General features: G+C 60.9%; 17 protein-coding genes. 6 read left to right on the top strand and 11 right to left on the bottom strand.

Features of this window, described 5'->3' with window-relative positions:
• Positions 1–29: 29 nt before the first annotated feature.
• Positions 30–581: a glutathione peroxidase gene (locus C8K66_RS09565; RefSeq protein WP_017845338.1), complete on the top strand. Its 552-nt coding sequence runs from the start codon at positions 30–32 to the stop codon at positions 579–581.
• Between the two features lie 64 nt (positions 582–645).
• On the opposite strand, the gene C8K66_RS09560 is transcribed toward C8K66_RS09565, so the two are convergent.
• From C8K66_RS09560 to C8K66_RS09540, 4 genes are all read right to left on the bottom strand, one after another.
• Positions 646–1,932, bottom strand: coding sequence for an OmpP1/FadL family transporter (locus tag C8K66_RS09560; protein ID WP_057003852.1), 1,287 nt, complete (start codon positions 1,930–1,932; stop codon positions 646–648).
• 145 nt (positions 1,933–2,077) lie between these two features.
• A complete protein-coding gene (locus C8K66_RS09555; RefSeq protein WP_046382493.1) occupies positions 2,078–2,560 on the bottom strand; it encodes a hypothetical protein in 483 nt (160 codons plus the stop codon).
• Between the two features lie 280 nt (positions 2,561–2,840).
• Positions 2,841–3,065, bottom strand: a complete 225-nt coding sequence (locus C8K66_RS09550) for a hypothetical protein (RefSeq protein ID WP_017845341.1) — start codon at positions 3,063–3,065, stop codon at positions 2,841–2,843.
• A 443-nt stretch (positions 3,066–3,508) separates the two neighbouring features.
• Positions 3,509–3,814, bottom strand: a complete 306-nt coding sequence (locus tag C8K66_RS09540; protein WP_057003853.1) for a hypothetical protein — start codon at positions 3,812–3,814, stop codon at positions 3,509–3,511.
• A 457-nt stretch (positions 3,815–4,271) separates the two neighbouring features.
• On the opposite strand from C8K66_RS09540, the gene C8K66_RS09535 reads away from it, so the two are divergent.
• Together C8K66_RS09535 and rmuC are read left to right on the top strand one after the other, a co-directional pair.
• Positions 4,272–4,595 (top strand): hypothetical protein, encoded by a 324-nt coding sequence (locus C8K66_RS09535; protein ID WP_057003854.1) that lies wholly within the window; start codon positions 4,272–4,274, stop codon positions 4,593–4,595.
• Positions 4,596–4,770: 175 nt separating this feature from the next.
• A complete protein-coding gene (gene rmuC, locus C8K66_RS09530; RefSeq protein WP_164887036.1) occupies positions 4,771–6,135 on the top strand; it encodes a DNA recombination protein RmuC in 1,365 nt (454 codons plus the stop codon).
• An 8-nt stretch (positions 6,136–6,143) separates the two neighbouring features.
• On the opposite strand, the gene C8K66_RS09525 is transcribed toward rmuC, so the two are convergent.
• From C8K66_RS09525 to C8K66_RS09515, 3 genes are all read right to left on the bottom strand, one after another.
• Positions 6,144–9,614: a PAS domain-containing hybrid sensor histidine kinase/response regulator gene (locus C8K66_RS09525; RefSeq protein WP_108524701.1), complete on the bottom strand. Its 3,471-nt coding sequence runs from the start codon at positions 9,612–9,614 to the stop codon at positions 6,144–6,146.
• Between the two features lie 132 nt (positions 9,615–9,746).
• Positions 9,747–10,130: a YbaN family protein gene (locus tag C8K66_RS09520; protein ID WP_079445037.1), complete on the bottom strand. Its 384-nt coding sequence runs from the start codon at positions 10,128–10,130 to the stop codon at positions 9,747–9,749.
• 20 nt (positions 10,131–10,150) lie between these two features.
• Entirely contained in the window at positions 10,151–10,738 is a 588-nt protein-coding gene (locus tag C8K66_RS09515) for a YecA family protein (protein WP_017845347.1), read from the bottom strand.
• 275 nt (positions 10,739–11,013) lie between these two features.
• Here C8K66_RS09515 and recQ point away from each other — a divergent pair, with 275 nt between their 5' ends.
• The gene (gene recQ / locus C8K66_RS09510) at positions 11,014–13,140 is read left to right on the top strand and encodes a DNA helicase RecQ (protein ID WP_017845348.1); all 2,127 of its coding nucleotides are present in this window, start codon (positions 11,014–11,016) and stop codon (positions 13,138–13,140) included.
• Between the two features lie 121 nt (positions 13,141–13,261).
• Positions 13,262–13,696 carry a MarR family transcriptional regulator gene (locus C8K66_RS09505; protein ID WP_017845349.1) on the top strand — a complete coding sequence of 145 codons (435 nt, stop codon included), beginning with the start codon at positions 13,262–13,264 and terminating at the stop codon, positions 13,694–13,696.
• Positions 13,697–13,832: 136 nt separating this feature from the next.
• Here the strand turns inward: C8K66_RS09505 and C8K66_RS09500 are convergent, their stop codons facing one another.
• Positions 13,833–16,022 (bottom strand): patatin-like phospholipase family protein, encoded by a 2,190-nt coding sequence (locus C8K66_RS09500; protein ID WP_108524699.1) that lies wholly within the window; start codon positions 16,020–16,022, stop codon positions 13,833–13,835.
• An 84-nt stretch (positions 16,023–16,106) separates the two neighbouring features.
• Here C8K66_RS09500 and C8K66_RS09495 point away from each other — a divergent pair, with 84 nt between their 5' ends.
• Positions 16,107–16,394 carry a SelT/SelW/SelH family protein gene (locus tag C8K66_RS09495; protein ID WP_046382498.1) on the top strand — a complete coding sequence of 96 codons (288 nt, stop codon included), beginning with the start codon at positions 16,107–16,109 and terminating at the stop codon, positions 16,392–16,394.
• 41 nt (positions 16,395–16,435) lie between these two features.
• Here the strand turns inward: C8K66_RS09495 and C8K66_RS09490 are convergent, their stop codons facing one another.
• The 3 genes from C8K66_RS09490 to C8K66_RS09480 form a co-directional block, all read right to left on the bottom strand.
• Positions 16,436–16,717, bottom strand: a complete 282-nt coding sequence (locus tag C8K66_RS09490) for a hypothetical protein (protein ID WP_046488286.1) — start codon at positions 16,715–16,717, stop codon at positions 16,436–16,438.
• Positions 16,718–16,844: 127 nt separating this feature from the next.
• A complete protein-coding gene (locus C8K66_RS09485) occupies positions 16,845–17,729 on the bottom strand; it encodes a DMT family transporter (RefSeq protein ID WP_046382500.1) in 885 nt (294 codons plus the stop codon).
• A 96-nt stretch (positions 17,730–17,825) separates the two neighbouring features.
• Positions 17,826–18,578: an AraC family transcriptional regulator gene (locus C8K66_RS09480; protein WP_057003857.1), complete on the bottom strand. Its 753-nt coding sequence runs from the start codon at positions 18,576–18,578 to the stop codon at positions 17,826–17,828.
• Positions 18,579–18,615 lie beyond the last annotated feature (37 nt).

Genomic DNA, 18,615 nt, shown 5'->3' with positions numbered 1-18,615 from the left:
TGGTCTGACTATTTTGAAGGACACACGACATGCAGATGCGCTGGCTTGCAGTACCCGTCCTGATGGCTGCTTTTAGCGGTGCGGCGATGGCCGCCAGTTGCCCGCCGTTGCTGGAGGGGCAGTTGCCCAAGTTGCGCGCCAAGGAATCCATCGACCTGTGCCAACGCTTTGCCGGCAAGCCTTTGGTGATCGTCAATACCGCCAGTTTCTGCGGCTTTGCGCCGCAATTCAAAGGCCTTGAGGCTCTGTACCAGCGCTATAAGGACCAGGGGCTGGAAGTGATTGGTGTGCCGTCCGATGACTTCAAGCAGGAAGCCAAGACCGGCGAGGAAACCGCCAAGGTCTGCTACGTGAATTATGGCGTCACCTTCACCATGACCGAGCCGCAGGCGGTCAAGGGGCCGGACGCAGTGCATCTGTTCAAGGTGCTGGCGCAGCAGAGCAGCGCGCCAAAGTGGAATTTCTACAAGTACGTGGTGGATCGCCAGGGCAAGGTGATCGCCAATTTTTCCAGCCTGACCAAGCCGGACAGTCCGGACTTGCTCAAGGCGGTAGAGGCAGCGTTGGCGTCGAAACCCTGATCGTTACCCATTGAAAAGCCCCGCCTCCTTTACCGGAGAGCGGGGCTTTTTATGCGCAAGCAGGTCAGAACTTGTAAGTCACGCCCAGGCCGAAACCGTTGGCGCTGTTTTCGTATTTGGAGCTGTAGGAACCCAGTGCGTTGGATTTGTTGACTTTGACCGGCTCTTCCTTGAGGTAGGAGTAAGCCACGTCAACGGTCAGGTCTTCCGTCACTGCGTAACCCATACCAACACTGAAGATGGTCCGGTCACCGGTAGGAATGCGCGGCGAACGATCGGTGTTGTTGGTTGGCGACTGGTCGAAGGACAGGCCGGTACGCAGTACCACCTGCTTGGTGACCTGATACGAGGTACCCAAGGCGTAAGCCCAGGTGTCGTGCCAGTTCTGCGGTTCAGTGATAGTGCCGACAAGCGCAGGTGCCAATGCGCCTCCGCTAGCCGCTGTCACACCTTCGTTTTTGATGGTGATGTCTTTCAAGCGACTCCAACGAGTCCAGGTCGCACCCGCATACAGTTTCCAGGCGTCGCTGAGGTCTTGAGTCACCGACAGGTCCCAGGATTCAGGCGTGTCGACTTTCAATGAGGCGTCGTAGCGGTTATTGGCCAGCACTCGTGATGGAACCGTGGACGCTTTGGTGACGTCGGTGTGGCCTTCGAGTTTGTACTTCACTGCCGAGTGGTAGGTCAGGCCGACGCGAGTGGTATCGGTGGCTTGAACCAGGATACCGGCGTTAAAGCCCAGGGCGGTGTCGTCGCCTTTGACTTTGACTTTGTTGTCGCCTGGCATCCCCAGGCCAGCCAGGCTCGGCCGCGATTCCAGGGTGCCGTCGATACGGTTGATGGTCGGACCAAAACCGATGGACACGCGATCATTGAACGCGTAGCTGACAGTCGGTTGGAAGGTGATGACCGATACTTCGCTCTTGCTACCAAACCCGCGACCTTGGAAACCACTTTCGTAGTCGGTTTTCAGGCCGAACGGTGCATAAACACCGAAGCCGATAGACCATTGATCGTTGAGTTTGTTGGTGTAGAAACCGAAAGGTACGCCAGTGAAAGGCACCATGTCGCCTTTGTTGGTCCCGCTGGAACGGCCGCCGGCATCTTTGATATCGGTGGAGGCATCGATCACCGCGAAACCACCGGTAATTTGTTGGCCTTCCAGGCGAGCCATACCAGCAGGGTTACCGTAGACAGTGCTTGCGTTTTCGGCGGTAGAAGAGCGTCCTGCGAAGCCCGTACCCATCCCGGCGACGTCTTGTTCGTTAAGGGCAAAGCCACTTGCGAAGACGTGGGAAGAGGCCATGGCAACGGCGAGGCTAAGTGTGGTCTTGAGCATTACTTTTTTCATTATTAGAACTCCGTGTGATCACCGCAGCGGAAAGTATCAACAAATTACACATCGCGCTATAGGCTGTAACACAGGAGATAGAGCCGTTTTGTAGGACAATCCTACCAAAATCGCCGCATTTTACCGGATTTTGTAAATTGCCCGATCAGCAGGTCACCTGATTCATGGATGAAACACAGGTTTTCCAGGCGTGGGTGAAATCGCGAAGACGGCCTTGAGGGTGAAATATTTCTTTCCAGATACGCGCCATGGCCAATATGTCACCCGGTTCGGGCAAGGCGGGGCGCTGTTGTTCCACCAGTAACCAGGCGATGGCGGTGGCATAACGCAGGTTGACGGTCAGCTCAAGCTGGGGCGCGCCAAGGAAGGCGTGCTGGCTGGCCAGGCCGCGTACCAGGCTGGCGCGTTCGGGGTCCAGCGCCAGGTAGGTGTCCCATAAGGCGCGGTGACGCTGGTCGGAGATGCTGTAGAGGCCGTGGCCGCGACGGTCGTGCAAGGCGGAGCCAAGTTCCGACTGGCTGGCGGCAATACCCAGCAGCAGGGATTCAGCGGTCTGGTCGTGGCGCCCGAGGTAAACAAGCGTCGGCCTGATCACATAACGACACAATTCGCTGGCAGCGATACCCATACTCGCCTCTGTCCGTGAAAGTGGTCGACGAAGCCTGAGCGGGTGGGGGCTTGGCAGCGGTGGATCGGATCTCAGGCCCGTCGGAAGCGGATCATGCCGCTTGAGTTGAAGTGTAGTGTCATATTCGTGGTGTAAAGGACTGTTTTAAAAACATCTTCTTTATTCAGTTATAACGTTTATATCTATTCGTGCTGAGTGCAAATATTCAAAACCTGAATACCGGGCAATAAAAAACCCTGCTTGTTAAACAGGGTTTTTGGGTTTCAGCGACTTCGGTCGATCAGGCAATCAGTGCCTGACGGGTACGCTCGATCACGGCCTGCAGCGGCTCTGCGCTGGAGTATTGATCGGGGTACAGGCGTTCGCTGTGACGAGCGATGCCGTGTTCGTTGACCAGGGTGAAGCTGAAGCAGCCTTTGCGAGCGGCCATGATCAGGCAGTTCATTGGTGCAAAAGCGTTGGTGAGGGCGCGAATGGCGTCCTGAGTATGGATTTGAGTGGACATATTATGGGTGTTCCTACAAATGACACGGTTAAGAACCGCGCAACGTTAAAACGTTCCAGTGACGTCGATCACTATTGATCGAACGAAGAACCCGACTGGAACAAAGCAGCCAGTTTGAAGCGCTAATAGTTTAGGCGCGCTTGGGCTGGCAGGTAGGTACTTAGGAGGGCAGGCAACACAACAGGGGCTAAGGTTCTGGGCCCGGGGTGAAGATCCTGATCAATTGGCAGGTTGGTTCGGTCAGAGTATTGAGACTTCGCGACACCCTTTGCTTGTTCAAAGGCTGTGTCGTCGCAAGTGATACCTGGAAACCATCAAGGTGGTCGATCCCGTGTTGTTCAGGGGAGTTGTTCGACCAGAATTGACTTTCAGCTTGGTACTAACGCCGCGGATAGTAACGGATCGAAGCGGGGAATGGAAGCGTATCGGTAAAAAAACTTCAGTCAGCCCTCCAGCACCCCGTGATACACCAGCACCGTGACGGCTGCCGCCAGCGAGCAGCCCAGCGCATACGCGGCCAGGGTCAGGCGCAGGGACTGGCCGGTCTCGATCATTTTCATGACATCGCCCATGTCATTGATCCGGCCCTCGCCCAACTCGATGCACAGGCTGGCGGCGGTGAACGCGGCGGAGAGCAGGATCGCGATCGCAAACAATGCGCCGTCCGGCGAAGGCAGAGCGGCGTTGATTCCCAGGGAGGTCGCGCAAATGGCCAGCAGCAACACGGTGAATAACAGAATTCCTTTCATCGACCCGTACATGGTTGCGTTGTAGGTGCGGCAGTGTGGCGACCCGCATTGAATTTGAAAAGTCCCTGCCTGGCCGTGCCAGTAACATATTCAAGCCATGTCGGATCAAAAAACCTTGGCGATATAACCGGAGCAAAGGGACTTGTACACATTGTTCACGGTATGTGTCACCGTTCTGTCAAGTGTTTCCATCGGGCCCCATTTGCCTGTAATGAAAATTTAAGTCAATGAAAAATATCGCTTTTTTTTATTGGTGAAAAAATCGTCAGTTTGACTGCGGCCCCCATTCCATGGGGCTTTGCGCGAGTTAAAGGTGGGTTGTCCACTGAGTTATCCACAGCTTCTGTGGATTGTCCCGAGCGCTTGCTCTAGCACGGGCGTGCAGGGTTTTTTCGGCTTTACCTGTACGAAAAAAAGAGTAGAGTGGCGCGCCTTCCGTTCTGTCCCGCAGTGCTTTATGAAGTTTCGCTCAGTATCATCTTCTGTTACCGACACCCCTCCGGTTGTTACCCCACCCAAACGTTTCTCCTTGAAAGTGGCCTTGTGGTTGCTCGACAGCCCGCGTCTTGGTCACAGCACCAACATCAAACATTTTGCCGGGCGCTTGCTCAAACAGCCGGCCCGTGATGGCGTGGTCGCAGCGCAAAGCCGACTCGGCCAATTGATGTGCCGCGAATGCGACAATGCCCGCGACCGCCGCATCGGCCACGACCTGCTGCGCCTGGCTGCCCGTGCCGGTGACCGCCGCGCCCAGCGTGAATTGGGCCAGGTCGAAGACTGAGCTGTCCTCAACCCCCTTGCTTGGTTAACCTTGCTCTTTTTCGGTGATGGCAGACATGGCTATGGCTTTTGACTGGACCAGTATTGCCCTGGGACTTGCTGGCGCGGCAGTGCCGTTATTGGCCGTGTGCTGGCAGCTTCAGCGCCGTCTGGCCGCGCGCATGGCCGGCTGGGAATTGCTTGAAGAGCGCCTGACCACCGCGCAACTGGCCCAGGAAGGGTTGGCGGCCCAACTGGACGCCAGCCGTGACGAAATCAGCGACCTCAGCCAGGCCAACGCCGCCAAGCAGGCAGACCTGGCCGCCGTGCGCCGCGAAGTCGAATTGCTGCAGATCGATCGCGACAATGCCCGCGACGCCGCCCACGCCTGGAACCTCGACCGCAGCGCCAAGGAAGCCGAACTGCGTCGCCTTGACGCGTTGTCGGCGGCCTTGCGTGCGGAGCTGCGCGAGCAACAGGACAGCCATCAGCAACGCCTCGCCGACCTGCAGGGCTCGCGGGACGAATTGCGGGCGCAGTTCGCCGAGCTGGCCGGGAAGATTTTCGACGAGCGCGAACAGCGCTTCGCCGAAACCAGTCAGGAGCGCCTCGGACAGTTGCTCGATCCCTTGAAAGAACGCATCCAGTCCTTCGAAAAGCGTGTCGAAGAAAGCTATCAGAATGAAGCCCGCGAACGCTTTTCCCTGGGCAAGGAGCTTGAACGCCTGCAGCAACTGAACCTGCGTCTGTCGGACGAAGCCACGAATTTGACCCGTGCGCTGAAAGGCCAGAAAACCCAGGGCAACTGGGGTGAACTGATCCTTGAGCGCGTGCTGGAACACGCCGGCCTGGAGAAGGGCCGCGAGTACCAGACCCAGGTCAGCCTGAAAGGTCCGGACGGTGAGCGCTTCCAGCCGGACGTGCTGATCATGTTGCCCGGTGACAAACAGGTGGTGGTGGACTCCAAGGTCAGCCTGACGGCCTATCAGCAGTACGTGGCGGCGGACGACGAGGTGATCGGCCAGGCGGCGCTCAAACAGCATGTGCTGTCTCTGCGCAATCACGTCAAAGGCTTGGCCGGTAAAGACTACAAACGCCTGGAGGGCTTGCACAGCCTGGATTTCGTGTTGCTGTTCGTGCCGATTGAAGCCGCTTTTTCGGCGGCCTTGCAGGCTGAGCCCAACCTGTTCCAAGAAGCCTTCGACCGTCATATCGTCATCGTCAGCCCCACCACCTTGCTCGCCACCCTGCGGGTCATCGACAGCCTGTGGAAGCAGGAACGCCAGAGCCAGAACGCCCGGGAAATCGCTGAGCGCGCCGGCTGGCTGTACGACAAGTTCGTGCTGTTTATCCAGGACCTGGATGAAGTGGGTAACCGTCTGCAGCAATTGGATAAGGCTTACAGCGCAGCGCGGAATAAGCTGACAGATGGTCGCGGTAATCTGGTCAGCCGCACCGAACAGTTAAGGTTGCTCGGCGCCCGCGCCAGCAAAAGCTTGCCCGCCGACCTGCTGGAGCGGGCAATGACCGACTCCGACGGGGTGGCGCACCTGCCCGAATAGGTGGCTGATCAAAGGGGCAGATGCCGGCTGAGCAAGGCGCGCAACGCCGCCGGCTTCACCGGTTTGGCCAGATAATCCAGCCCCGCCGCATGCACTTGCGCCACCATCTCCGGACGACCGTCGGCGCTGATGACCACGCCGGGAATCGGCTCCGCCAACTGTGTGCGTAGCCAGCCCATCAACTCCGTGCCGGTTTCGCCGTGGTCCAGGTGGTAATCCACCAGCGCCAGTTGTGGGCGCACGCCGTCGGCCAGCAGCGCCGCGCATTGTGCCTGGTCGGTGGCGGTCCATACTTCGCAGCCCCAGCGCGTCAGCAGGCTGCGCATGCCTATCAGGATGCTTTCTTCGTTATCCACACACAGCACCCGCGCGCCGCTCAGGGGCAGACCGGTTTCCTGCGCGGTCTTGACCGGTGTGCTGGTCTGGTTGCGAGCCAGCGGCACGCGCACGCTGAATACGCTGCCCTTGCCCGGCCATGAGCGCACGCTCAGGCGATGGTCCAATACGCGACACAGGCCATCGGCAATCGCCAGGCCCAGGCCGAGGCCCTTTTCGGCGCGGGTCTGGTGGCTGTCCAGACGTTTGAACTCCTCGAAAATCACCTTCTGTTTATCCTGCGGAATGCCGGGGCCGCGATCCCAGACTTCCAGGCTCAACTCGCCCTGGTGTCGGCGTACACCCAGCAGCACTGGGCCGTCGGCATAGCGGAAAGCATTCGTCAGAAAGTTCTGCAAAATCCGGCGCAGCAACTTGATGTCACTGTCCACGCGCAAATGACTGCCGCGCAAGCGGAAGCGCAGGCCTTGTTCCTGGGCGAGCGCCTTGAATTCGGCGCCGAGGGTGTCGAACAGTTCGTTGAGCACGAACGGCTGGCGTTGCGGATTGATCTTGCCGTTTTCCAGGCGCGAGATGTCCAGCAGGTCGCTGATCAGGTCTTCGGCGGAACGTAGCGAGCTGTCGAGGTGTTGCACCAGTTGCCGGGCTTCGCTCGACAGGCCGTCGTTCTGGTGGGAGAGGGCGGCGGAGAACAGGCGTGCAGCGTTCAGCGGTTGCATCAGGTCATGGCTGACCGCTGCGAGAAAGCGCGTCTTCGATTGGTTCGCGGACTCGGCCACGCCCTTGGCATCGGTGAGCGCCACGTTGAGCTGCGACAGCTCGTGTGTCCGCTCGGTGACCCGTCGTTCCAAGCCCTCGTTCGCCTCGGTCAGTGCGTGTTCGGCCTCGCGGAACGCGGTGATGTCGGTGAAGCTCATGACGAAACCGCCGCCGGGCATCGGGTTGCCGATCAGTTCAATCACCCGTCCATTCGGGAACAGGCGTTCGGAGGTGTGCGCGCGGCCTTGGCGCATCCAGTGCAGGCGTCGCGCCACATGCACTTCGGCCTCACCCGGTCCGCACAAGCCGCGCTCGGCGTTATAGCGAATGATGTCGGCAATCGGCCGGCCGACGCTGATCAATCCCTCGGGGTAGTTGAACAGCTCCAGGTAACGGCGGTTCCACGCCACCAGCTTGAGGGACTGATCCACCACGCTGATGCCCTGGGTGATGTTTTCGATGGCGCCTTGCAGCAGGGCCCGATTGAATTGCAGCACTTCGGAGGCTTCGTCGGCGATCCGTACTACGTCCTCCAGCAGCATGTCCCGACCTTCAATCGCGGCCTTTACGACTGCGCGAGTCGAAGAGGCGCCGAGTACACCCGCCAGCAGGCGTTCGGTATGCGCGATCCAATCGTTATCGGCATTCTGGTTGGGGTTGAAGCCTTTGCCCTGGCGATAGGCGAAGCGGATAAAGCTCTGCTGCGCGCGTTCTTCGCCGACAAAGCGCGCGGCCAGGCTCAGCAGGTCGCTGATCTGGACCGACAACATGGAGCGAGTGCTGGCGCGTTGGCTGGTTTCCTGGCCGATGAAGCGCCCGGCCTGCCAGTGTTCGGACACCCGGGTACGCGAAAGCATCGAGACCCAGACGAACAGTGTGAAGTTGCCCGCCAGGGAGAACACGGTGCCCAGGGTCAGCGACGTGAGGGGCAAGCCGAGCGGGTGGGAATGCAACCAGGTCAGGCCGGGGAAAAGGCTGAGCGACCAGCCCAGGCTTTTCGCGGTAACCGGTAGGACCAAGGTGTAGAACCACAGGAACGTGCCTGCCGCCAAGCCGGCAAACACGCCGCGTCGATTCGCCTGTTTCCAATACAGCGCGCCGAGCATGGCAGGTGCCAGTTGGGTCACCGCGGCGAAGGCAATCTGGCCGATCGTCGCCAGGCTCGCGCTGGAGCCGAGCAATCGGTAGCTGACATACGCCAGCAGCAGGATGAGCACAATGCTGACGCGGCGTACCGAGAGCATCCAGTGGCGGAACACTTCAAACGGCCGTTCTGCGCTGGAGCGGCGCAACAGCCAAGGCAGCAGCATGTCGTTGGACACCATGGTCGACAACGCGATGCTCGCCACAATCACCATGCCGGTGGCGGCCGACGCGCCGCCAATGAACGCCAGCAGGGCGAGGACTGGATGGGCTTCGGCCAAGGGCAGGCTGATCACGTAGGAATCGGGTAGCACCGAGCCGGGCAAGAGCATTTTGCCGCCGAGGGCGATCGGTACGACAAACAGCGCGGCGAGGATCAAGTACGCAGGGAAAACCCATTTGGCCAGGCGCAAATCCTGGGGGTCGATGTTTTCCACGACGGTGACGTGAAACTGCCGGGGCAGGCAGATGATCGCCATCATCGCGACGCCGGTCTGTACCACCATCGTGGGCCAGTTGACGGTTTCGTTCCAGTATTCCTCCAGGCGTGGTGCCAGCATCGCCTGGCTGAACAAGTCGTCGAAACCGTCGTAGAGGCCGTAGGTCACAAACACGCCGACTGCGAGAAACGCGAACAGCTTGACCAGCGACTCGAAGGCAATCGCCAGCACCATGCCACGGTGGTGTTCGGTGGCGTCGAGGTTGCGCGTACCGAAGACAATGGTGAACAGCGCCAGCACCAGCGATACGATCAGCGCCGTGTCCTGGGCGCGGGTGCCGGTGGCATCCGCGCCGGCGCCGATCAGCAGGTTCACCCCGAGTACGATGCCCTTCAGTTGCAGGGCGATGTAAGGCAACACGCCGACCATGCAGATCAGCGCGACCACCACCGCCAACGACTGGGATTTGCCGTAGCGTGCGGCGATAAAGTCAGCGATGGAAGTGATGTTTTCCTGCTTGCTGATCAGAATCATCTTTTGCAGGACCCAGGGGGCGAATACCAGTAACAGCACCGGTCCCAGGTAGATAGGTATAAACGCCCACAGTTGTTCGGCCGCCTGGCCTACGGCGCCGAAGAAGGTCCAACTGGTGCAATAAACGGCCAGCGACAGGCTGTACACCCAGGCACGCATGCGCGGCGGCAACGGCGCATGGCGGCGGTCACCGTAAAAGGCGATGGAAAACATAATGGCCATATAGGCCAAGGCAACGGCGGCGATCAGCCCGCTGGACAGCGTCATGGTAACTCCGGACAGAAACACGCCCAGGCATTTCGGGCCCGGTTGGACAGTCTCGCATGATGGCTGGGGATTAGTCAGTGTCGACCAAGGTCTTGTGAGCACTAATGTCGCAGGGCACGGTGTTAAAGAGGCTCAGCGCGGCGGCAGGGTTTTCTGGCGCAGGATGTAGATCGTCACCAGCACCGCGCTGGTCAGCATGAAGCCGCGGGCCCACGGCAGAGGCACCAGGTAGCAGGAAAAACCGATACTCAGCCACATCAGGCCGATGGCGTAGACCTTACCCTTGAGCGGGATGCCATTGCCGTCCAGGTAGTCGCGAATCCATGGGCCCAGGCGCGGGTGTTCCACCAGCCAGGCGTAGAAACGCGGGGAGCTGCGCGCGAAGCAAGCGGCGGCAAGAAGCAGGAAGGGGGTGGTGGGCAATACCGGCAGGAAGATGCCGATCACGCCCAGCGTTACGCTCAGCCAGCCGATGGCCAGCAGTGCGTAACGCAGGAGCGGCGAGCGCTTGCCCATGGCGATCACGGGCGTGCGACTCAGTGGTGACGTGGCTTGAGGAGCGCCGGTTTTTCGTCGGGGGCGTTGCACAGCAGGTACAGGGCAGTCAGGGCTTCCGGGATCTGTACGATCATGTCGTCCATCAGATTGGCGTCGGCGGCGATGTCGGAGAACTCCGGCTGGTCGTCGAACAGGCCCGAACCGACCATGATCGGCAGCAGCATTTCGCTGACTTCTTCTTCGGCGGTTTCGAACCAGGCGGCTTCGCGCAGGAACACGCCTTCCATGAAGCCGATGCACCAGCCGCGCAGGTCGGAGTCGTCCGGCTCTTCGCCCAGGTCGAGGTCGCACGGCAGCTCGAATTCCTCGTCGGAGGCCAGTTGGCGACCGATGTGGGCCTTGAGGGCGAGCAGGGTGGCTTCGATCTCTTCGCGCTGGGCGGCGTCAGCGTAATGAGGCTCTTCGGCGAACAAGGCGTCGATCCACTCACGGTCCGGCACGATGTCGGAAGAAATCGACAGGGCGGTCAGGTAGCCGTGGGCGGCCACGTAGTCCAGCGCCTCGTCATGCAGCTCATCGGCGTCGAGGAAGGCTTGCAGGCGGGTTAGTTGCTCAGCGAAGGACATTGAAGGACTACCTTGGGAATAAACGATGCTGAATTCTAGGCTTTCTTGAGCGCCCAGGCCAGCCACACTGCATATTTGGCCGGTTTTAGATAGCGGCCGCTGTTCGTCAGCCGCGCCCTTTGCCGGCCGACGCTCGGGTATACTGCCGCGTTTTGTGATGCCCCCTGCAGGCCAGCGCCAACCCGAGAAAACTTCGCTTACGGATTATTTTCCGTAGATACGCGCTTTTTCGGCCAGCCTGTATGGAGGGATTTCGGCGATATTTGGAGTTTTACATGCTCGAGCAGGCTCAACGCGTCCTCAAGGACATCTTCGGCTACGACAGTTTTCGTGGCCGCCAGGGTGCGATCATTGAGCGCGTGGCCAATGGCGGTGATGCCCTCGTCCTGATGCCGACCGGCGGTGGCAAGTCGTTGTGTTTCCAGGTGCCGGCGTTGCTGCGTAACGGCCTTGCCGTGGTGGTGTCGCCGTTGATCGCGCTGATGGACGATCAGGTGGCGACCCTTGAGGAACTCGGCGTTGCTGCCGCCGCATTGAACTCCACGCTCAGCGCCGAACAGCAGCGCGACCTGGCCGCGCGTATCAAGCGCGGCGAAGTGAAAATGCTTTACCTGGCCCCCGAGCGCCTGGTGCAGCCGCGCATGCTGGCCTTCTTGCAGAGCCTGGAAATCGCCCTGTTCGCCATCGATGAAGCGCACTGCGTATCGCAATGGGGTCATGATTTCCGTCGCGAATATTTGCAGTTGGGGCAGTTGGCGGAACTGTTCCCCGACGTCCCGCGTATCGCCCTGACCGCCACCGCCGACAAGCGCACTCGCGAAGAAATCGTCGAGCGTCTGCATTTGCAGAACGCCGAGCGCTTCCTGTCGAGCTTTGACCGGCCGAATATTTTCTATCGCATCGTGCCCAAGGAGCAGCCGCGCAAGCAGTTGCTGGCGTTCCTGTCCGAGCGGCGCAGCGATGCGGGCATCGTCTATTGTCTGTCGCGCAAGAAGGTCGACGAAGTGGCCGCCTTCCTGTGCGAGCAGGGTTATCCGGCGTTGCCCTACCATGCAGGCTTGCCCAACGATTTGCGTGCCTATCATCAGAAGCGCTTCCTCAACGAGGAAGGCCTGATCATGGTGGCAACCATCGCGTTCGGCATGGGCATCGACAAGTCCAACGTGCGCTTCGTGGCCCATATGGATCTGCCCAAGTCCCTCGAGGCGTATTACCAGGAAACCGGGCGCGCCGGGCGTGATGGCCTGCCGGCCGATGCGTGGATGGTCTACGGTCTGCAAGACGTGGTGATGCTCAAGCAAATGCTGCAGAACTCCGAAGGTGACGAGCGCCACAAACGCCTGGAACAGCACAAGCTCGACGCCATGCTGTCACTCTGCGAAGAGACGCGTTGCCGCCGCCAGACCTTGCTGGCGTATTTCGACGAAGACATGCCCGAACCCTGCGGCCATTGCGACAACTGTGTCGACGGCGTGCAAACCTGGGATGCCACTGAACCGGCGCGCCAGGGTTTGTCTGCCATCTACCGCACTGGCCAGCGTTATGGCGTCGGCCATCTGGTGGATGTGTTGCTGGGCAAGGACAACGAGAAGGTGCGCAGCTTCGGCCACGAGAAACTCTCGGTCTACGGCGTCGGCAAGGCCCGTGCCGAAGGCGAATGGCGATCGCTGTTCCGCCAGATGGTCGCGCGCGGCCTGGTGGACATCGACATCGAAGGCTACGGCGGCCTGCGCCTGAACGACAGTTGCCGGCCGTTGCTCAAGGGGGAAGTGAGCCTGGAACTGCGCCGCGACCTCAAGCCGCAGACCACCGCCAAGAGCAGTACCAGCCAGGCCAGCCAGCTGGTGCGCTTCGAGGAGCGTGAACAGTGGGAAGCCTTGCGTGCCCTGCGGCGCAAACTGGCGCAGGAACACAGCGTGCCGCCTTACGTTATTTTCCCCGACTCGACCTTGCTGGAGATGTTGCGCGAGCAGCCGACCACCCTGGCCGAAATGGGCCGGGTCAGTGGCGTGGGCGCACGCAAGCTGGAACGTTATGGCCAGGCCTTCCTCGAAGTGCTCGGCGGCCAGGCCGAAGCGCCGAAGGAAATTGCCGATATTCGCCACGAATTGATCAGCCTGGCGCGGGCCGGCATGACCCCGATCCAGATCGCTGGCCAGTTGCAATGCTCGGAAAAAAACGTCTACACGCTGCTGGCCGAATCCATCGGTAAGCAACAGTTGTCGTTAGAGCAGGCCCTTGATTTGCCAGAAGATTTGCTCGGTGAAATCCAGGATGCCTTCCTGGACGGTGAAGGCGAACTGCCACCAGTTGCGGAGATTGCACCGCTGTTCACGGGGCGGGTTCCCGAGGGTGTTTTGTACTGTGTGCGTGCCGCGTTGCAGTCTGAGTTCGAAATTTAGTGTGCCAATTGCGACGATGAAACGAATCAGTACAGACGAGCGCTTGCCTACTGACATGGCTCATGCTTAGCTGACTAATAATTAGTCATACTTTGTTTTCAGTCTAAACCATGAGTTTTTTATGCCGTTAACCGATCAACACCGTTTTGGCATGCAGTTGGCGCAAATGTCCCGAGGTTGGCGCGCCGAACTGGATCGCCGTTTGGCGGGGCTGGGCTTGTCTCAGGCACGCTGGCTGGTGCTGCTGCACTTGGCGCGTTTCGAAGAAGCGCCGACGCAGCGTGAGTTGGCACAAAGTGTCGGCGTCGAAGGGCCGACACTGGCACGCTTGCTCGACAGCCTGGAAAGCCAAGGGCTGGTGCAGCGCCAGGCGGTGGTGGAAGACCGGCGCGCCAAGCGCATCCTGCTGTGTGACAGCGCCCGACCGTTGATCGAGCAGATTGAAACCATCGCCACTGCATTACGCCATGAGTTGTTCGTGGGCGTGAATGAAGAGGACCTGCGGGTGTGCATGCGCGTGCATGGGCACATTCTGGCGAATCTGGAAAAGTCCTGACGTCAGGCGCAACAGAGATCGAATAGGTGGGAGTTGGCTTGCCTGCGATAACGGACATTCAGTCAATTGATCTGGCGACTGAAATACCGCCATCGCAAGCCAGCCAGTTCCCATCTTGGTTTTTACGGTCAGCGTTTCAGAAGGTCTGGCCGAGGTTCAGGTACACCGCCTGCTGATTGTCGTCGTTGAACCCGTAGCTGAAATTCAGCGGCCCCAACGGTGTGTCGAAGCCCAGGAAAATACTCGCGGCGTTGATATAACCGCTGTCGAACTCATTGTCGTTGTTCCACGCTCGTCCGCGTTCCAGCGACGCGCCCAGGTACAGCGGGAAATCCAACGGCAAGTATGAGCGCGGCGTCAGGCGGCGGTAGTACACGGCGCGCATCAAGCTGACGTTCTGCCCCGAGATCGCGTCCTGACGGAAGCCCGACAGCTGCCGTGCGCCGCCCAGTAGGAAGCTGGATATCACCACGTCCGTATTATCCATGGTGCGTCCGTAGCGGCCGCCCAGTACGAGTGTGTCCGGGCCGTGGCTCATGGCCTTGTCCAGCTTGAATTCCCATTGCCGGTAGCGTTGATCGGACCCCAGCCCCGGTTCGAATTCGCGCCAAGCCAGGCCGATGTCTTCGCCGGTGTGGGGGAAGTACACGTTGTCCAGGGAGTCGAAGGAGTACTTCAGTTCGTAGAAGCCTTCGCTGAAGCTCACGCTTGGCAGGTCGCGGTCGCCGATGCGTACATCCGCCTTGCCCCAGGCTTCGCCGACGCCGAAACGCAGCTCGCCACTGTTGCCGATCTGGCGCCCGACGTTCAGGCCGAAACCGTAGCGTTCCAGGCGGTATTCGGAGATGGGGTCGTTGTCCAGAATCAGTTCGACATTCTGCGCCTGGGCCTTGAGGTAAGGGGCGACGAAATAGCGCGAGCCGGTGTCCATCGGTTGGTAGAACTCGCTGTACAGCTCTTGCCGATCGCCGATCTGCACCCGCGTCAGCCATTCCGCGCCGAGGCGGTTGATGCCATTCATGCGGTAGCTGGCGCCGAGGTTGAAGGCGCTGTCGCCACGCATGTCGTCCGACAGGTTCAGGCCCAGGCGCAGGTAGTCGGTGCCGCTGCGTTTGCCGCGTGCGCTGATCACCAGGGTGTTGTCGTGGCCTTTTTTCACCACGCGGTATTGCACCTGTTCAAAGTAATCCAGGCCATACAAGGTGCCCATGTCCACTTGCAGGCGGCTCAGGTTCAGCGGCTCGCCGAGGGCTTGGTGGATGTAATAGCGGATCACGTCGTCGCTGACTTTCGAGTCGTTCTCCACGCTGATCGAAGTGATGATCGGAGTCCGTTCGCCCGGCGCGCGCGCGGCCACCAGTTCCGGGTCGATCGGCTCGGCGGGACGCAGGTGGGCCAGGCGCACATCGAGGGCGCGGGTGGCGCGGTAGCCGGCGTCGATCATGTCCTTGGCGCGGCCGAAGTCGGTGACGCCGTAGGCGGCCAGAGGCGGCTGGATCAGCACATCCTTGGGGTGCAGGGCCTTGAGTTGTTCTTCGGAATTGCGCCGGGTCATCAGGGTGATGGACTGGTTGAGCACGTCCACCACCGTGGCCAGTTGCTTGCGCGAGCGCAGCGGCGTGCCGATGTCCACCACGATGGCGATGTCGACGCCCATCTCCCGCGCCACGTCCAGCGGGATGTTATCGGTCATGCCGCCGTCCACCAGCAGTCGGCCGTCGAGTTCCACTGGCGCGAACACGGCCGGGATCGACATGCTGGCGCGGATCACCTGGGGCAGATGGCCTTTGCTGAACACCACTTTTTCGCCGGTGGTGATATCGGTTGCGACGGCGCGAAAGGGGATCGGCAGCTTGTCGAAATTTCGCGTGTTGCTGCTGTGGGCAAACATGCTTTCCAGCAGCAGCGCGAGGTTCTGGCCCTGGATGACGCCCAGCGGCAGGCCGAGGCTGCCATCGTCGCGGAAACTGAGTTTCTGCTTGACCAGGAAGTCCCGGTCATCCTGCTTGCGGCGAAACGGTACGTCCTCCCGGGGTGGCGCATCGGAGAGTGCCTGCTGCCAATCGATACCCAGTGCGAGCTTTTCCAGTTCATCGATCTTGTAGCCCGACGCGTACAACCCGCCGATCACCGCGCCCATGCTGGTGCCGGCAATTGCATCGATATGAATCCCTTGTTCCTCCAGGGCCTTGAGCACACCGATGTGGGCCAGCCCGCGTGCGGCGCCGCCGGACAGCACCAGGCCGATTTTCGGGCGTGGGGTTTCAACCGCCTCGGCAAGAAGGGGCAGCAGGCACAGCAACAGGCAGGACAACAGGCGGCGCATCATGAATCTCGGGGCTGGACGATAAAGGCCGGTATTATAGCCACCCGACCCTCCCAGCCCGTTACGCCAGGAACCTGTCAAATTATGTCGCCGAATAAACCCGAGATCGTCATCACCTATTGCACCCAGTGCCAGTGGCTGCTGCGCGCCGCATGGTTGGCCCAGGAACTGTTGAGTACCTTTGCCGACGACCTGGGCAAAGTGGCGCTGGAACCGGCTACCGGCGGCGCTTTTCGCATCACCTGCGACGGTGTGCAGATCTGGGAGCGTAAGGCTGACGGCGGCTTTCCGGAGGCCAAGGTGCTCAAGCAGCGCGTGCGCGACCAGATCGACCCGCAGCGCGACCTGGGGCACAACGATCGCAAGGTGTGAAGGTCACCGCCGCACAGGGGCGGTGACCGGGCGATGCGCCCCTACTTGGCGGCCATCTTGCTCTTGATGAAACCGACGACCCACGTCAGCACCAGGCCGCCGACGCCACCGCCAACGATGTTGCTGCCGACCGTCGCCACATCCATGGCTTCGCCGCCGGATGTGCCCGTCAGCGCCGAGACGAGCTGGCCCAGCACCAGGCCGCCGACACCGCCGAGGAAGGTATTGAGCCCGGTGCCCAGGCTCTGCTTGGTCATCCCCGCCAGATTACCGCCGACGGCACCGCTGATGATCTGAACCAGCAAGCTGATAAGTGTTTCCATGATGCAACTCCTGCATAGCGTTAATGGCGTGACCACTCGCTTGCAGCACCGTTAAACACCCTGGCTGTCGTCGAGAAGTCTTTATCCGTCGACGACGACACACTGTTGCGGATGGGCAGAGTATAGATCAGGCCGTAGCAGCCGGCTGTTTGGCCTGGCTGGCGCTGCCCAGCAGGCCGGAAAGCACGATGGCGACGATGATCAGCGCGCCGCCCAACAGCATGCGCAAGGTCGGGGTTTCGGCAAACAGCAGCCAGGCGACGGTGATGCCGTAGACCGGTTCCATGGCGAACACCACCGAGGCGGTGCGGGCCTTGATCACCGCGAGGCTGGCGACAAACAGGCTGTGGGCCAGGCCGGTACAGAACACACCGAGCAGGCCGATCCACAGCCAGTCGAGCGCGCGCACATCCGCCAGCCCCGGCGCCGCCACGGGCAGCAGGCACAGCGCGACCACCACGTTCTGGCACAGCGCCGCCTGTACCGCTGGAACCCGGCCGGAGCTGGCGCGGTTATTCAGTGACAGCAGGGAGAACAGCAACCCCGAGGCGATGCCCCAGAGCAGGCCGCCCGTGGCTTGGCTGGCGAGGTTGAAGTCCGGTGTCACCAGCACCAGGCCCACCGTGACCAGGGCCACCAGCAGCACTTCGTTGGCGCGGATGCGCTCGCGGAAGATCAAGCCTTCGAGGATCACGGTAAACGCCGGGAACGCGGTAAACCCCAGGGTGGCGACGGCCACGCCGGCGACTTTGACCGCGATGAAGAACGTTACCCAGTGCGCCGCCAGCAATACACCGCTGATCAGCAGCCGGCGCCAGTCGCGCATCTGCAGCTGTTTCCACGGCGCATTGCTGGCGAACCGCGCAAAGATCGCCAGGGCAATCACCGCAAACGCGGCACGGCCGAACACGATGATGGTCGGCGAGGCGGCCGCCAGTTTGCCGAATACGCCGGTGAGGCCAAACATCAATGCGCCGATATGCAGGGCGCCGAGGGCTGAGCGGGGAGTCATTGCGATCCTTGAACCAACGGGGTGACAGGCGCGCAGTCTAGAGGTTGGGGGCGTGAGTGTCTGTCGCCCGACTGGCGATTTTTAGCGCAGGACTCGCTATTTTGTGGTGCGCCGCAGCGCGCTGGGCGCGGCGCCGAATTCGCGCAGCATCGCTGCCGCAAACGCGCTTTGCGAGGCATAGCCGACGCGCTCGGCAATTTCGCCGATGGGCAACGGCGTTTCCCTTAACAGGCCCAAGGCCTTATGCAGGCGGCGACTGCGGATGAAGTCCATGGGCGTCTGCCCGCACTCGGCGATGAAACGGGCATGCAGGCGCGCCACCGACAGGTCGGCGAGGCGTGCCAGGTCCGCGACTTGCAGAGGGTGGGCGGCGTGCCGTTCGATATGTGCATTGAACGCGGCGTAGGGCAGGCGGCGGCCCGGCACGCTGGGGGGCAGCGGATGATTGAGGCTGGCCAGCAGCAGTACCGCGCCTTGCTGGACGATCAGCGGGTCGTCCACCGGGCTGTGCGCCAGCCATTGCACCAACTGGCTTTGCCGCGAATCCAGGGCCAGACGCGCCGGTTGGTCGAGCAGGCGGCGGCTGGCATCGGCATGCTCGCCCAACGATTGCAGCACCCAGTGTTCGGTGGGCACGTCCAGCACCAGGCATCGGCTGCCATCGCGACTGCCGCAGGTGTGGTGGGCCGAGAAGGGCAACACCATCACGCTGCTCTCGCGGACCTGGCTGCCGCGTCCCTCCACTTCAAGGTCCAGGTGCCCGGACAGGCCGAAGACCAACTGCGCATGGTCATGGCTGTGGGCAATGGGTGCTTCGATGTAGTGGCGTAGCGTGAGGGACGCTCTCATCGCGCTCTCCTGGGCAGCAGGTTGCCAGTCTACAACG

It is taken from the genome of Pseudomonas sp. GV105 (genome assembly GCF_003058185.1).
Taxonomy (GTDB): domain Bacteria; phylum Pseudomonadota; class Gammaproteobacteria; order Pseudomonadales; family Pseudomonadaceae; genus Aquipseudomonas; species Aquipseudomonas veronii.
The sequence above is the reverse complement of the archived record's forward strand: the minus strand, read 5'-3'. Positions and strand labels throughout refer to the sequence as shown.

What these genes read in the sequence shown, in the direction of transcription:
- C8K66_RS09515 (WP_017845347.1), bottom strand. Translation starts at nt 10,738, where the DNA reads ATGTCCTTCGCTGAGCAACTAACCCGCCTGCAAGCCTTCCTCGACGCC.
- C8K66_RS09480 (WP_057003857.1), bottom strand. Translation starts at nt 18,578, where the DNA reads ATGAGAGCGTCCCTCACGCTACGCCACTACATCGAAGCACCCATTGCC.
- C8K66_RS09490 (WP_046488286.1), bottom strand. Translation starts at nt 16,717, where the DNA reads ATGGAAACACTTATCAGCTTGCTGGTTCAGATCATCAGCGGTGCCGTC.
- C8K66_RS09555 (WP_046382493.1), bottom strand. Translation starts at nt 2,560, where the DNA reads ATGGGTATCGCTGCCAGCGAATTGTGTCGTTATGTGATCAGGCCGACG.
- recQ (WP_017845348.1), top strand. Translation starts at nt 11,014, where the DNA reads ATGCTCGAGCAGGCTCAACGCGTCCTCAAGGACATCTTCGGCTACGAC.
- C8K66_RS09535 (WP_057003854.1), top strand. Translation starts at nt 4,272, where the DNA reads ATGAAGTTTCGCTCAGTATCATCTTCTGTTACCGACACCCCTCCGGTT.
- C8K66_RS09485 (WP_046382500.1), bottom strand. Translation starts at nt 17,729, where the DNA reads ATGACTCCCCGCTCAGCCCTCGGCGCCCTGCATATCGGCGCATTGATG.
- C8K66_RS09565 (WP_017845338.1), top strand. Translation starts at nt 30, where the DNA reads ATGCAGATGCGCTGGCTTGCAGTACCCGTCCTGATGGCTGCTTTTAGC.
- C8K66_RS09495 (WP_046382498.1), top strand. Translation starts at nt 16,107, where the DNA reads ATGTCGCCGAATAAACCCGAGATCGTCATCACCTATTGCACCCAGTGC.
- C8K66_RS09560 (WP_057003852.1), bottom strand. Translation starts at nt 1,932, where the DNA reads ATGAAAAAAGTAATGCTCAAGACCACACTTAGCCTCGCCGTTGCCATG.
- C8K66_RS09525 (WP_108524701.1), bottom strand. Translation starts at nt 9,614, where the DNA reads ATGACGCTGTCCAGCGGGCTGATCGCCGCCGTTGCCTTGGCCTATATG.
- C8K66_RS09540 (WP_057003853.1), bottom strand. Translation starts at nt 3,814, where the DNA reads ATGAAAGGAATTCTGTTATTCACCGTGTTGCTGCTGGCCATTTGCGCG.
- C8K66_RS09500 (WP_108524699.1), bottom strand. Translation starts at nt 16,022, where the DNA reads ATGCGCCGCCTGTTGTCCTGCCTGTTGCTGTGCCTGCTGCCCCTTCTT.
- C8K66_RS09505 (WP_017845349.1), top strand. Translation starts at nt 13,262, where the DNA reads ATGCCGTTAACCGATCAACACCGTTTTGGCATGCAGTTGGCGCAAATG.
- C8K66_RS09520 (WP_079445037.1), bottom strand. Translation starts at nt 10,130, where the DNA reads ATGGGCAAGCGCTCGCCGCTCCTGCGTTACGCACTGCTGGCCATCGGC.
- C8K66_RS09550 (WP_017845341.1), bottom strand. Translation starts at nt 3,065, where the DNA reads ATGTCCACTCAAATCCATACTCAGGACGCCATTCGCGCCCTCACCAAC.